The sequence below is a fragment of the Streptomyces sp. NPDC006487 genome (assembly GCF_042870555.1).
Taxonomy (GTDB): Bacteria; Actinomycetota; Actinomycetes; order Streptomycetales; family Streptomycetaceae; genus Streptomyces.
Genome location: NZ_JBIAHN010000007.1, coordinates 118,475 through 130,793, shown reverse-complemented (window position 1 = coordinate 130,793; position 12,319 = coordinate 118,475). Strand labels below are relative to the sequence as shown.

The window sequence follows — 12,319 nt, the reverse complement described above, 5'->3', positions numbered from 1 at the left end:
GCTCCTAGTCCTCGGCCGGCTTGCCGGACGCGGACGCGCCGGGCGACGGGGTGACCGTGACGGTGACCGTCGGGGTGGGCTTGGGCGCCTCGGGCTTGGGCGGCAGGACGGCGTCGCGCGGGTCCTGGCGCGGGGGCATGACCACGACGCCGACGATGTCCAGGCGGGAGAAGCCGACGAAGGGGCGGACCCAGACGGTGCGGGTCAGGTCGCCGCGCGAGGGGTCGACCTTGATCACCTCGCCGATCGGGACGCCGGGCACGAAGGGCTTGTTGCCGCGCGAGCCGAAGGTGACGAGCCGGTCGCCGGTGTTGATCTTGGCCTTGCCGTTGAGCATCTGCACGGAGAGCTCCCGGTCGCCCTGGCCGGTGGCGAAGCCGAGTTCGCCGGTCTTCTCCAGGCGCGTGCCGACGGTGAAGTCGGGGTCGTTGGCGAGGACCACGGTGGCGGTGTCGGGGCCGACGGTGGCGACGCGGCCGACGAGGCCGTCCCCGTTGAGGACGGTCATGTCGCGCTCGATGCCGTCCTTGCTGCCCGCGTCGATGGTGACGGTCCAGGAGAAGCCCTGGGCCGCTCCTATGGCGATGACCTCGGCGCCCTTGATGCCGTACTGGCCCGCGCCCGCCCGCTTGAGCATCTCGTCGAGCTCGCGGATCCGGCTGCGGGTCTGGTCGTCGCTGCCGAGCTTGGCCTTGAGCGCCGCGTTCTCGCGCTCCAGCGTCGCGATGCGGTTGTGCCGCTCGCCGGAGTCCCGTACCGCCCCTATGGCGTTGGCGACCGGGTCGACCCCCTTCGCCACGCCCTTCTCGACCGGTCCGAAGACCGCTGCGGCGGCCTGTCGGGCACCGTCGACCGGAGACTCCTCACCCGTCCTGATGTCCACCGTGATCAAAGCGAACGCGATGGCGATCAGAAGCACCAGGAGCAGCCGGCTCTCTCGTGTGTCCCTCACGTGCGGCGGCCGTGCCTTCCTCATAGATACCTGTGCGGCGAAGCCGCTCCGGCGGAGCCGGGGCTCGCACCGGGCAGTGCGGCGAAGCCGCTCCGGTGGAGCCGGGGCTCGCACCGGACCTTGCCTGTATATCAACGATCCGCCGCACGGGCCCGGTAGCACCCGTACGGCGGATCATTTGTGTTCCACCGCCGCGCGGCGGGCCGGATCAGCGCCTCGGCTGGGCGTCCAGCACCTGCTGGAGCGCCTCGAACTCCTCCACGCACTTGCCGGATCCGAGCGCGACGGAGTCGAGCGGGTCCTCGGCGATGTGGATCGGCATGCCCGTCTCGCGGCGCAGCCGCTCGTCGAGGCCGCGGAGCAGGGCGCCGCCTCCGGTCAGGACGATGCCGCGGTCCATGATGTCGCCGGAGAGCTCCGGCGGGCACTTGTCGAGGGTGGTCTTGACGGCGTCGACGATGGCGTTGACCGGCTCCTCGATCGCCTTGCGGACCTCGGCGGCCGAGATCACGACGGTCTTGGGCAGGCCCGAGACCAGGTCGCGGCCGCGGATCTCGGTGTGCTCGTCCTTGTCGAGGTCGTAGGCCGACCCGATGGTGATCTTGATCTGCTCGGCGGTGCGCTCACCGAGGAGGAGCGAGTACTCCTTCTTGATGTGCTGGATGATCGCGTTGTCGAGCTCGTCGCCGGCCACCCGGATGGACTGTGCCGTGACGATTCCGCCGAGGGAGATGACGGCCACCTCGGTGGTGCCGCCGCCGATGTCCACGACCATGTTGCCGGTGGCCTCGTGGACGGGCAGGCCCGCTCCGATGGCGGCGGCCATCGGCTCTTCGATGATGTGCACCTGACGGGCACCGGCCTGCGTGGACGCCTCGATGACGGCGCGGCGCTCCACTCCCGTGATGCCGGAGGGGACGCAGACCACGACGCGCGGGCGGGCCAGGTAACGGCGCTTGTGGATCTTGAGGATGAAGTACCGGAGCATCCGCTCGGTGATCTCGAAGTCGGCGATGACGCCGTCCTTGAGGGGCCGCACGGCGACGATGTTGCCGGGCGTGCGCCCGATCATCTTCTTGGCTTCGGAGCCGACCGCCAGGATGCCACCGGTGTTCGTGTTGATGGCGACCACGGACGGCTCGTTCAGGACGATTCCCCGGCCCCTCACGTACACCAGCGTGTTGGCGGTCCCGAGGTCGATCGCCATGTCACGGCCGATGAACGACATGTTGTTCCCCTTGTTCCCCATGAGGAGCGTCTGGCCTTCCAGTTGATAGCGGCTGCTGTCAGGTCGGCGAGGTGGGTGTGTGGGTGGAGGCCCCATCGTAGTGCCGCAAGTACGGCCACCGCGCGACGGGACTCCGGCAAGCCCGCCGGAACGGATACCCGCCCCCTTAGTGGTGACGTCGTGTCCTGTCCATGCGTTCCCGAATGTGCCCGGTAATACCGGAGGGCGACCGAAATTACTTCGGTCGCCCCAGGTCATGAGCGCTATTCGGCTGATGTTGCGTCAGAAAAGAGTGATCACAGCGCCGGGAAGAACAGCTTCAGCTCCCGCTCCGCGGACTCCTCGGAGTCCGAGGCGTGGATCAGGTTCTCCCGGGTGACGGTACCGAAGTCACCCCGGATGGAGCCGGGCGCGGCGGCAATCGGGTCAGTGGGTCCGGCCAACTGGCGGACACCCTCGATCACGCGCTCCCCTTCGACGACCAGGGCCACGACCGGCCCGCCGGCCATGAAGCCCATGAGGGGCTCGTAGAAGGGCTTGCCCTTGTGCTCGCCGTAGTGCGCTTCCAGGGTCTCCTGGTCCAGCGTGCGCAGCTCCAGCGCGGGAATGGTCCAGCCGGCCTTCCGCTCGATGCGGCCGACGATCTCGCCGATCAGGCCTCGACGGACGGCGTCGGGCTTGAGGAGGACGAGCGTGCGCTGGGTCATGTGGGTAACTCCTTGCGGCAAACGGGTGCGGTCCGACGAGGCTACAGGGGCCCGGGCCCCCGTCGTACGGGGCCTTCCCGGGCCGCGCCGCGGCCGCCCGGCGGACTACGCCTCGGTGGGGGCGGCGGCCTGGGACTCCGCCTGGGCGGCCCAGCGGGCCTTGATCTGGTCGATGCGGCGGCCGTAGTGGATGGAGCACCACCACAGACCGGCGAACACCGCGCCCAGGATGAACATCATCGGCACGACCAGGCCGCTCAGCACGAGCCCGATCTGCAGGGCCCAGCCGATCTGGACGGCCCCGGGGCGCGAGAGCATCCCGCACAGCAGCACCGACACCAGCATCGCGATCCCGCAGACCGTCCAGACCGTGGCCTGGCTCAGGTCCCCCTTCATCGCCACCAGCCCGGCGAAGCCGATCACGAAGAACTCGCCGATCAGCGTCGAAGCACACAGCGTGCGCATCCCTCAGCCCCTCTTCAGCAGCAGGCGGGCCTCGCCCACCGTGATCACGGACCCGGTCACCAGGACCCCGGCCCCTCCGTATTCCGCCTCTTCCTCCGCCAGGGTGATCGCCGCCTCCAGGGCGTCGTCCAGCCGCGGCTCCACCTGCACGCGCTCGGCGCCGAAGACCTCGACCGCGATGGCCGCCAGTTCGTCGGCGGAGCTCGCCCGGTGGCTGGTGTTCTCCGTGATCACGACCTCGGCGAAGATCGGCTCGAAGGCCTCGAGGATCCCGCGCGCGTCCTTGCCCTCGCTCGCGCCCACGACCCCGACCAGCCGGCTGAAGCCGAAGGCCTCGGTCACCGCCTCCGCCGTGACCTGCGCGCCGGCCGGGTTGTGCGCCGCGTCCAGGACCACCGTCGGGCTGCGCCGCACGACCTCCATGCGGCCGGGCGAGGTCACCGAGGCGAAGGCCTTCCGTACGGTCTCCACGTCCAGGGCCCGCGCGTGGTCGGCGCCGATCCCGAAGAAGGCCTCGACCGCCGCCAGGGCCACCGCCGCGTTGTGCGCCATGTGGGCGCCGTACAGCGGCAGGAAGATGCCGTCGTACTCGCCGCCCAGTCCGCGCAGCGTCAGCTGCTGCCCGCCCACCGCGACCTCGCGGGTGACGACGCCGAACTCCATGCCCGCGCGGGCCACGGTCGCGTCGACCTCCACGGCCTTCTTCAGCAGCACCTGCGCCGCGTCCACCGGCTGCTGCGCCAGGATCACGGTGGCGCCCTGCTTGATGATGCCGCCCTTCTCCTGCGCGATCTCGCCGGTGGTGGAGCCGAGCCGGTCCGTGTGGTCCAGGCTGATCGGGGTGACCACGGCGACCGCACCGTCGATGACGTTGGTGGCGTCCCAGGTGCCGCCCATGCCCACCTCGACCACGGCCGCGTCCACGGGCGCGTCCGCGAAGGCCGCGTAGGCCATCCCGGTGAGGACCTCGAAGAACGACAGCCGGATCTCCTCGGCCGCGTCCACCATGTCCACGTAGGGCTTGATGTCCTCGTAGGCCTCGACGAACCGCTCGGCGGTGATCGGGGCGCCGTCCAGGCTGATCCGCTCGGTGATCGACTGCACGTGCGGGCTGGTGTAGCGGCCGGTGCGCAGCTCGAAGGCGTTCAGCAGGGCCTCGATCATGCGCGAGGTGCTCGTCTTGCCGTTGGTTCCGGTGACGTGGATGGAGGGGTACGCGCGCTGCGGCTCGCCCAGGACGTCCATCAGCGCGGAGATGCGCGTGACGGACGGCTCCAGCTTGGTCTCGCCCCAGCGGCCGGCCAGTTCCTGCTCCACCTCCCGCAGCGCCTTGGCCACCTCGGGGTCGGCGGGCTCTTCGGGTACCGGGTCGCCCTGGGGCGGACCGGCCTGCGTGCGCAGGGTGCGGCTGCCCGCCTCGATCACCGCCAGGTCGGGGTCGCGGTCGGACTCTTCCGCCACGATCTTGTCGAAGGCGTCGAAGCTGTCATCGTGGCTCTCGGGCTGCTGCTCACTCACGGGACCCAGTCTACGGACGAGGACCGGGGGGACTTTCGGCCCGGTCGTATCGGGACCTTCGGCTTCGAGTGCGACCGGATCGTTATGCAAGCCTTGCGGCAGGAGATTGGGGAACAAATGCCGCAGGCGCGCACTGAAAAGCCAGGGCCCGACAAGACGGCTTCCAGCCGCGACATAGGGATAGACCTGGGAACCGCCAACACCCTCGTCTACGCACGGGGGCACGGCATCGTCCTCAATGAGCCGTCCGTGGTGGCCGTCAGGGCGGGCACCACCACCGCGCTGGCCGTGGGGACCGAGGCCAAGGAGACCATCGGCCGCACCCCGGGATCCATCACCGCGATCCGCCCCCTCAAGGACGGCGTGATCTGCGACTACGAGGCCGCCGAGGAGATGATCCGGCACTTCGTCCGCAAGGCCGTCCCCGGACGGCGGGTCCGTACCCGCATGGTGGTCTGCGTACCGTCCGGGGTCACCCAGGTGGAACGGCGGGCCATCATCCACGCCTCCACCCGGGCCGGCGCCAAGGCCGTGCACCTGATCGAGGAGCCGATGGCCGCGGCGATCGGCGCCGGGCTCCCGGTCTCCGAGCCGCGCGGCTCGATGGTCGTCGACATCGGCGGCGGCACCTCCGAGGTCGCGGTCATCTCGCTGGGCGGCATCGTCACCTCGCAGTCGCTCCGGGTCGCCGGCGACCGGATGGACGCGGCGATCACCGAATGGGTCCGCAAGGAGCACTCCCTGCTCATCGGCGACCGCACCGCCGAGGACGTCAAGATCGCCATCGGCTCGGCGTGGCCGGTGCCGGACCGGCCGGAGCTGGAGAGCGCCACCTTCACGGTGCGGGGCCGGGAGAAGGTCGGCGGCATGCCCCAGACGCTCCGGCTCGACGCGCGCGACATCCGGGCCGCCCTCGACGAGCCGGTCGAGGCGATCATCGCGGCGGTCCGCACCACCCTGGAGGAGTGCCCGCCCGAACTGTCCGGCGACGTCATGGAACACGGCATCGTCCTGACCGGCGGCGGCGCGCTGCTGCCCGGACTGGACCTGCGGATGGCCTCCTCGACGGGCATCCCGGTCTTCGTCGCGGACGACCCGCTGGACTGCGTGGCGCTGGGGTCGGGCCGCTGCGTGGAGGACATGGACACCCTCGGCAGCCTGCTGGCACCGGCGAGGGGCTAGGTCGGCCCTGTCGGATCTCGCGGGCCGGGGACGATCCGAAAGAGACGGCCCGGCCGCGGCGGGCGCCCGTGGGCTCAGCCCTTCGGGAGGGTCGCGAGGACCTCGTACGCGTCCCGCGTGCGCGTGGCCGTCAGGGTGCCGCCCAGGCTGCGCACGCGCTCGCACATGCTCGCCGTGCCCGAGCCCGCCGAGACGGGGGCCCGGGTCGGATTGCGCTGCGCCAGCCCGTTGCGGACGGCGATCCGCAACTGCGGCCCGTCCGCCGCGATGGACACCTCGATCGTCTCGCCGCGCGCGTGCTTTGCGGCGTTGGTCAGGCATTCCTGCACCACCCGGTAGACCGCCGCCTGGCGCAGCGGCGACAGGGCGTGCACGTCCGGATCCAGGGCGAGCCGTACGGGCGAACCCGCGCGCCCGCTCTCCTCCGCGAGCGCCTCCAGCCCTTCCACGCCCGGGGTGGCCGCCCGCTCCCCGCGCTGCACGATGATCTCGTTGAGCACCAGGTGGGCCCGGCGGGCGGTGTCGGCGAGCTCTTCGAAGTCCTTCGCGTACGCCGTCTCGCGCGAGCGCATCGACAGCACCTCGGAGCGGACCGTCAGCAGGGTCAGCTCGCGCCCGACGAAGTCGTGGACGTCGCGGGCGACGGAGGTCCGCTCCTGCTGGACGGCCTGCAGGACGGCGGACTCGGCGCGCCGGGTGTCGAGCTCGCGCACGAGGTCGTGACGGTAGGCGGCGATGCCGACTGCCGAGGCGAGGACCCCGATGGGCACGACGAGGCTGAGGAAGGAGCTGAGGGTCTCGGCACGGGCCATCGGCCAGCCCGGCACGCACCAGAACAGGCACACCGCGAAGGCGAGGTAGCCGAGGGTGGCGAGGACACCGGCCCGGCGCCCGCGGAAGCGGCCCACCGAGTACAGCGCGAACTGGATCAGGGTCAGCTCGTGCAGCCAGCCGATGAACAGCAGCGCGGCGAGGTACGAGACCCAGGGCAGGCGGCGCCGCACCAGCAGCGTGGAGCAGCCGAGCGCCAGGACGACCGCCGCCCGGGGTCCGCTCAGGGAGTTGTCGGCGGCCGCCAGGCCCGGCAGGTCGAGCGCCATCAGGCCCAGGCACATGAGGGCCGCGAACAGGTCCATCGCGCGCGGCGACCCGGCCCAGCCCTGCGCGAGCCGGCGGCCGAGGGCCAGGAGCCGGTGGGGCGCCGAGGGGGCGGGCGTGACGTGCATGCCCTCCATCATCCGTGCTCGGCACCCCCGGATCCGGGCCGCCGGGACCCGAGAACGCGTGATTTAGGGCACTTCGGACAGGCCGGAGGTCCTTGCGCCCGGGAGCCCTTCCGCTCTATCCGGGGCCGCACGCGGGCTCGTAGCGTCGGGAGAATGACCACCCACCGGGGAACGACCACCCACAAGGGAGCAGCCGCCCACAAGGGAACAGCCGCCCGCCGGCGAACGGCCACGCCCCGTGGCACCGCCCTGCTCCTGCTGATCGGCGGCCTCGTCGGCACCGTGTCCTCCGGTGTCCTCACCTACGACCGCATCCGCACCCTGGAGGATCCGCTCTTCACCCCGGGCTGCAACGTCAACGCGGTGCTCAGCTGCGGCGACGTGATGACCACCTGGCAGGGCAACCTGCTCGGCTTCCCCAACATGCTGCTCGGCCTCGCCGGCTTCGCGGCCCTCGCCGGGCTGGGTACGGCCCTGGTCGCCGGGGCGGTACTCCCCCGCCGGCTCTGGCTCGGCCTGTGGGCCGGGATCGCGGCCGGGTTCGCCTTCACGGTGTGGCTGATCATCCAGTGCCTGTACGTGATCGGGGCACTGTGCCCGTGGTGCATGGTCGTCTGGGCGGTGATGATCCCGCTGTTCTGGTACGTCACCCGCCACCTGGCCCCGGCCGGCTCCCGGCTGCGGGCGCTCCCCCACTGGGTGGTGCCACTGGCCGCGTACGGGGTGGTCGCGGCGCTGATCCTGACGAGGTTCGGCGCACAGCTGCTGTGATACCGGCCCCCTCGCGGGGAACAGATACCGCGAAGGCCCCCACGTCGACCGACGGCGTGGGGGCCTTCGCTTGTGTCCTTGACCGAGCCGTCAGCCCTCGGGCAGGGCCTCCAGCTGGGCCTTCAGGCGGGCGATGTCGCCTTCCGCCTTGGCCAGCCGGCCCTTGATCTTGTCCACGACGTTGTCCGGGGCCTTTGCGATGAACGCCTCGTTCCCGAGCTTCGCCTCGGCCTGCTGCTTCTCCTTCTCGGCGGCGGCCAGGTCCTTGCTCAGCCGCTTGCGCTCCGCCGGGATGTCGATGGTGCCCGACAGGTCGAGCGCGACGGTGGCTCCGGCGACCGGCAGGGTCGCGGTGGCGCTGAAGGCATCGCCCTCCGGCTGGAGGCGCAGCACCTGGCGGATGGCGGCCTCGTGGGCGGCCAGTGTGGTGGCGGACAGGTCCAGGCGGGCCGGGACCTTCTGCTTGTCGTCGAGGCCCTGCTCCTTGCGGAACCGGCGGACCTCGCGGACCAGGGTCTGGATGCCCTCGATCTCGGCCTCGGCGGCCGCGTCGCGGAAACCGCTGTCCTTGGGCCATTCGGCGATCACCAGGGACTCGCCGCCGGTCAGCGTGGTCCACAGGGTCTCGGTGACGAAGGGGACCACCGGGTGCAGCAGGCGCAGCATGACGTCGAGGACCTCGCCGAGGACCCGTGCCGAGGCCTTGGCCGGCTCACCGCCCGCGAAGAAGGTCGTCTTCGACAGCTCGACGTACCAGTCGAAGACCTCGTCCCACGCGAAGTGGTAGAGCGCCTCGCTGAGCTTCGAGAACTGGTAGTCCTCGTAGAAGGCGTCGGCCTGCGCGACCGTCTCGTTCAGCCGGGACAGGATCCAGCGGTCGGTCGCCGACATCTCCTCGACCGACGGCAGGTCGCCCTCGATCGTGGCGCCGTTCATCATCGCGAAGCGGGTGGCGTTCCAGATCTTGTTGGCGAACTTGCTGGAGGCCTGGACCCAGTCCTCGCCGATCGGGACGTCGACACCCGGGTTGGCGCCGCGCGCCAGGGTGAAGCGGACCGCGTCGGAGCCGTACTTGTCCATCCAGTCCAGCGGGTTGACCGCGTTGCCGAAGGACTTCGACATCTTCTTGCCGCGCTCGTCGCGGACCATGCCGTGCAGGGCGATGGTGTGGAACGGCGGGGTGCCGTCCATCGCGTACAGGCCGAACATCATCATCCGGGCGACCCAGAAGAAGAGGATGTCGTAGCCGGTGACCAGGACGGCGTTCGGGTAGAACTTCGCCAGGCTGTCGGTCTGCTGCGGCCAGCCGAGCGTGGAGAACGGCCACAGGCCGGAGGAGAACCAGGTGTCCAGGACGTCCGTGTCCTGGGTCCAGCCCTCGCCGGTCGGCGGCTGCTCGTCGGGGCCGACGCAGACGATCTCGCCGTTCGGGCCGTACCAGACGGGGATGCGGTGGCCCCACCAGAGCTGGCGCGAGATGCACCAGTCGTGGAGGTTGTCGACCCAGTCGAAGTAGCGCTTCTCCATCTCCTGGGGGTGGATCTTGACCTGGCCGTCGCGGACCGCGTCACCGGCGGCCTTGGCGAGCGGGCCGACCTTGACCCACCACTGGAGCGAGAGGCGCGGCTCGATGGTGGTCTTGCAGCGCGAGCAGTGGCCGACGGAGTGCGTGTACGGGCGCTTCTCGGCGACGATCCGACCCTCGGCGCGCAGCGCGGCGACGATGGCGGAGCGGGCCTCCAGGCGGTCCAGGCCCTGGAAGGGGCCGTGGACGGTGATGACGGCGTGCTCGTCCATGACGGCGAGGTTGGGCAGGCCGTGGCGCTGACCGATCTCGAAGTCGTTGGGGTCGTGCGCCGGGGTCACCTTGACGGCGCCGGTGCCGAACTCGGGGTCGACGTGCTCGTCGGCGACGACCGGGATGCGGCGGCCGGTGAGCGGCAGCTCGATCTCGGTGCCGACGAGGTGCTTGTAGCGCTCGTCGTCGGGGTGGACGGCAACCGCCGTGTCACCCAGCATCGTTTCGGCGCGGGTCGTCGCGACGACGATGGAGGCGTCGCCCTCGCCGTACCGGATGGAGACGAGCTCGCCCTCGTCGTCCTGGTACTCGACCTCGATGTCGGAGATCGCGGTGAGGCAGCGGGGGCACCAGTTGATGATGCGCTCGGCCCGGTAGATCAGCTCGTCGTCGTAGAGCTTCTTGAAGATGGTCTGGACGGCCTCGGACAGGCCCTCGTCCATGGTGAACCGCTCGCGCGACCAGTCGACGCCGTCGCCGAGGCGGCGCATCTGGCCGGAGATCTGGCCGCCGGACTCACCCTTCCACTGCCAGACGCGCTCGACGAAGGCCTCGCGGCCCAGGTCGTGGCGGGACTTGCCCTCCTTGGCGAGCTCGCGCTCGACGACGTTCTGGGTGGCGATGCCCGCGTGGTCCATGCCGGGCTGCCACAGGGTCTCGTAGCCCTGCATGCGCTTGCGGCGGGTGATGGCGTCGATCAGCGTGTGCTCGAAGGCGTGCCCCAGGTGGAGGCTTCCGGTGACGTTCGGCGGCGGGATGACGATGGCGAAGGGGGGCTTGTCGCTCTTCTCGTCCGCCTCGAAGTACCCACGCTCTACCCAGCGCTCGTAGAGCTTCCCCTCTACATCGGCCGGCGCGTACGAAGTCGGCAGTTCGGAGTAGGGGCTGCTGGGTGTCTGCGTGTTCTCGGTCACGAGCCACAGTTTAGGGCCGTAACGGTCCGGTCATGAAACCGGGTTTCCGGGGGCCCGGGGCCTTTCGCCGCCCCGGCTTCCGCCAGGATGTGTGGGACGCATAAACAACCTCATGGGGGGACGCGGGATGAGCTACAACCAGCCGGGACCGTACGGAGGCCAGCAGCCGCAGCAGCCGGGGCCCTACGGACAGCAGCCGCAGCAGCCGAACCCGTACGGCGGCCAGCAGCCCGGCCCCTACGGACAGCAGCCCGGCTACGGCTATCCGCAGCAGGCCCCCCAGGGAGTCCCGCAGCAGGGCTACCCGCAGCAGCAGCCCGGCTTCCCCCAGCAGCAGCCCCCGTACGGCGGCTACCAGCAGCAGCCTCCGTACGGCGGCGGCACGCCCCCGAAGAAGTCGAAGGCCGGCGTGATCATCGCGGTGGTCCTGGCGGTGGCCGTGATCGGCGGCGGCGGCTGGTACTTCACGCAGGGCGGCGGCGCCTCGGCGTCGATCTCCGCGGACACCAAGGGCTACAAGCTTGTGGCTCCGGCAGCGGTGGACGACTACAAGAAGAACCCGAAGAGCTCGAAGGAAGAGTTCTCCGACAAGGACCGCAAGGAAGTCGAAGCGGTCGGCGTGAAGAACCCGACCCAGGTCACCGAGGCCTACCAGTCCGGTGACCCGACGAACCCGCTGGCCGCCAAGGCGCTCAACTTCCAGGGCGTGTACGGCGAGATCGCCGACCCGGAGAAAGCAGTGGACGCCTACTTCGCCATGGCCAAGGCCAATTCGATGAAGGGCGATGACGACGGGGAGGCGGAACTCGTCGGCTCCCCCAAGGTGATGAGCCCGGCCGGGTTCAAGGGTGCGGTGATGAAGTGCCAGGAGCTCAAGATGACTCCGAAGAAGTCCGCGGGCAACCCGCTCACGAAGCCCTTCACCATCCCGGTCTGCATCTGGGGTGACTACAGCACCCTGTCCGTCGTGAGCATGGCGGACTTCGCCTCCGTCATGGGAGGCACCCCGAGCTTCACCCTGGAACAGACCGCGGGCTACACCGCGAAGCTCTACAACACGGCGCGCTCTAAGGCCTGATCGTCAGCGGCCTGCATGGGTACTCGTCTCCATGCAGGCCCGCCGCGGCAAGACAGCTACCAGGCCGCGCGGTTGCACGCCGTGACGGCATGCTCCTGCCAGACCCCAACGCCTCTCAGCCCGTAGTAGCACACACCCCAGCGTCCTGGATTGACCATGAGGTCGACGCTACCCGCCTTGCAGGCAGCCTGCATCTTCGGCCCTATGTTTTTATAACCCTGCGTGTGCAGGTAATACTGACAGTCACCCTGGTCGGCCGACGCCGGAGTGGCCGCCACCATCGGCAGCACAGTAGCGGCGACAGCTACCGCCATGACCCCCCAAGACACGGTTCAACTTCACACCCTCACCTCTCGATCGAAACGGTTCGAGGCAAAGACGATCAAGTAGATGGGCGCCACACAAGGCCATCGCGAACCTGCGTCCGATTACCACGCAAGGTAGGCCGATCGTCGAAGGGGCGCCCCGGTCGGGGGCGCC

General features: G+C 70.2%; 10 protein-coding genes. 3 read left to right on the top strand and 7 right to left on the bottom strand.

Features of this window, described 5'->3' with window-relative positions; translation table 11 throughout:
* Window positions 1-4 precede the first annotated feature (4 nt).
* The 5 genes from mreC to ACFYM0_RS13690 all read right to left on the bottom strand — a co-directional run bounded on the left by mreC (window position 5) and on the right by ACFYM0_RS13690 (window position 4,870).
* On the bottom strand, window positions 5-952 hold the full coding sequence (gene mreC / locus ACFYM0_RS13710) for a rod shape-determining protein MreC (RefSeq protein ID WP_388500468.1): 948 nt from the start codon (window positions 950-952) through the stop codon (window positions 5-7).
* 208 nt (window positions 953-1,160) lie between these two features.
* On the bottom strand, window positions 1,161-2,180 hold the full coding sequence (locus ACFYM0_RS13705; RefSeq protein ID WP_069923827.1) for a rod shape-determining protein: 1,020 nt from the start codon (window positions 2,178-2,180) through the stop codon (window positions 1,161-1,163).
* A gap of 296 nt (window positions 2,181-2,476) precedes the next feature.
* Window positions 2,477-2,887, bottom strand: a complete 411-nt coding sequence (ndk, locus tag ACFYM0_RS13700) for a nucleoside-diphosphate kinase (RefSeq protein ID WP_388500466.1) — start codon at window positions 2,885-2,887, stop codon at window positions 2,477-2,479.
* Between the two features lie 105 nt (window positions 2,888-2,992).
* Window positions 2,993-3,352 carry a DUF4233 domain-containing protein gene (locus ACFYM0_RS13695; protein WP_388500463.1) on the bottom strand — a complete coding sequence of 120 codons (360 nt, stop codon included), beginning with the start codon at window positions 3,350-3,352 and terminating at the stop codon, window positions 2,993-2,995.
* Window positions 3,353-3,355: 3 nt separating this feature from the next.
* Window positions 3,356-4,870: a bifunctional folylpolyglutamate synthase/dihydrofolate synthase gene (locus ACFYM0_RS13690; protein ID WP_388500461.1), complete on the bottom strand. Its 1,515-nt coding sequence runs from the start codon at window positions 4,868-4,870 to the stop codon at window positions 3,356-3,358.
* A gap of 117 nt (window positions 4,871-4,987) precedes the next feature.
* On the opposite strand from ACFYM0_RS13690, the gene ACFYM0_RS13685 reads away from it, so the two are divergent.
* The gene (locus ACFYM0_RS13685) at window positions 4,988-6,052 is read left to right on the top strand and encodes a rod shape-determining protein (protein WP_388500458.1); all 1,065 of its coding nucleotides are present in this window, start codon (window positions 4,988-4,990) and stop codon (window positions 6,050-6,052) included.
* A gap of 74 nt (window positions 6,053-6,126) precedes the next feature.
* Here ACFYM0_RS13685 and ACFYM0_RS13680 read toward each other — a convergent pair whose 3' ends face one another.
* Entirely contained in the window at window positions 6,127-7,278 is a 1,152-nt protein-coding gene (locus tag ACFYM0_RS13680; RefSeq protein ID WP_388500456.1) for a sensor histidine kinase, read from the bottom strand.
* A gap of 153 nt (window positions 7,279-7,431) precedes the next feature.
* On the opposite strand from ACFYM0_RS13680, the gene ACFYM0_RS13675 reads away from it, so the two are divergent.
* The gene (locus ACFYM0_RS13675) at window positions 7,432-8,049 is read left to right on the top strand and encodes a vitamin K epoxide reductase family protein (RefSeq protein ID WP_388500454.1); all 618 of its coding nucleotides are present in this window, start codon (window positions 7,432-7,434) and stop codon (window positions 8,047-8,049) included.
* Window positions 8,050-8,139: 90 nt separating this feature from the next.
* On the opposite strand, the gene ACFYM0_RS13670 is transcribed toward ACFYM0_RS13675, so the two are convergent.
* A complete protein-coding gene (locus ACFYM0_RS13670; RefSeq protein WP_388500451.1) occupies window positions 8,140-10,761 on the bottom strand; it encodes a valine--tRNA ligase in 2,622 nt (873 codons plus the stop codon).
* 127 nt (window positions 10,762-10,888) lie between these two features.
* Between ACFYM0_RS13670 and ACFYM0_RS13665 the strand changes: the two genes are divergently transcribed.
* A complete protein-coding gene (locus tag ACFYM0_RS13665; RefSeq protein WP_388500449.1) occupies window positions 10,889-11,839 on the top strand; it encodes a hypothetical protein in 951 nt (316 codons plus the stop codon).
* Window positions 11,840-12,319: the final 480 nt, after the last annotated feature.

Excerpts from the sequence above, each read along its gene's own strand:
- ACFYM0_RS13665 (WP_388500449.1), top strand. The coding sequence starts at position 10,889 with ATGAGCTACAACCAGCCGGGACCGTACGGAGGCCAGCAGCCGCAGCAG.
- ndk (WP_388500466.1), bottom strand. The coding sequence starts at position 2,887 with ATGACCCAGCGCACGCTCGTCCTCCTCAAGCCCGACGCCGTCCGTCGA.
- ACFYM0_RS13705 (WP_069923827.1), bottom strand. The coding sequence starts at position 2,180 with ATGTCGTTCATCGGCCGTGACATGGCGATCGACCTCGGGACCGCCAAC.
- ACFYM0_RS13685 (WP_388500458.1), top strand. The coding sequence starts at position 4,988 with ATGCCGCAGGCGCGCACTGAAAAGCCAGGGCCCGACAAGACGGCTTCC.
- ACFYM0_RS13695 (WP_388500463.1), bottom strand. The coding sequence starts at position 3,352 with ATGCGCACGCTGTGTGCTTCGACGCTGATCGGCGAGTTCTTCGTGATC.
- ACFYM0_RS13675 (WP_388500454.1), top strand. The coding sequence starts at position 7,432 with ATGACCACCCACCGGGGAACGACCACCCACAAGGGAGCAGCCGCCCAC.
- ACFYM0_RS13680 (WP_388500456.1), bottom strand. The coding sequence starts at position 7,278 with ATGCACGTCACGCCCGCCCCCTCGGCGCCCCACCGGCTCCTGGCCCTC.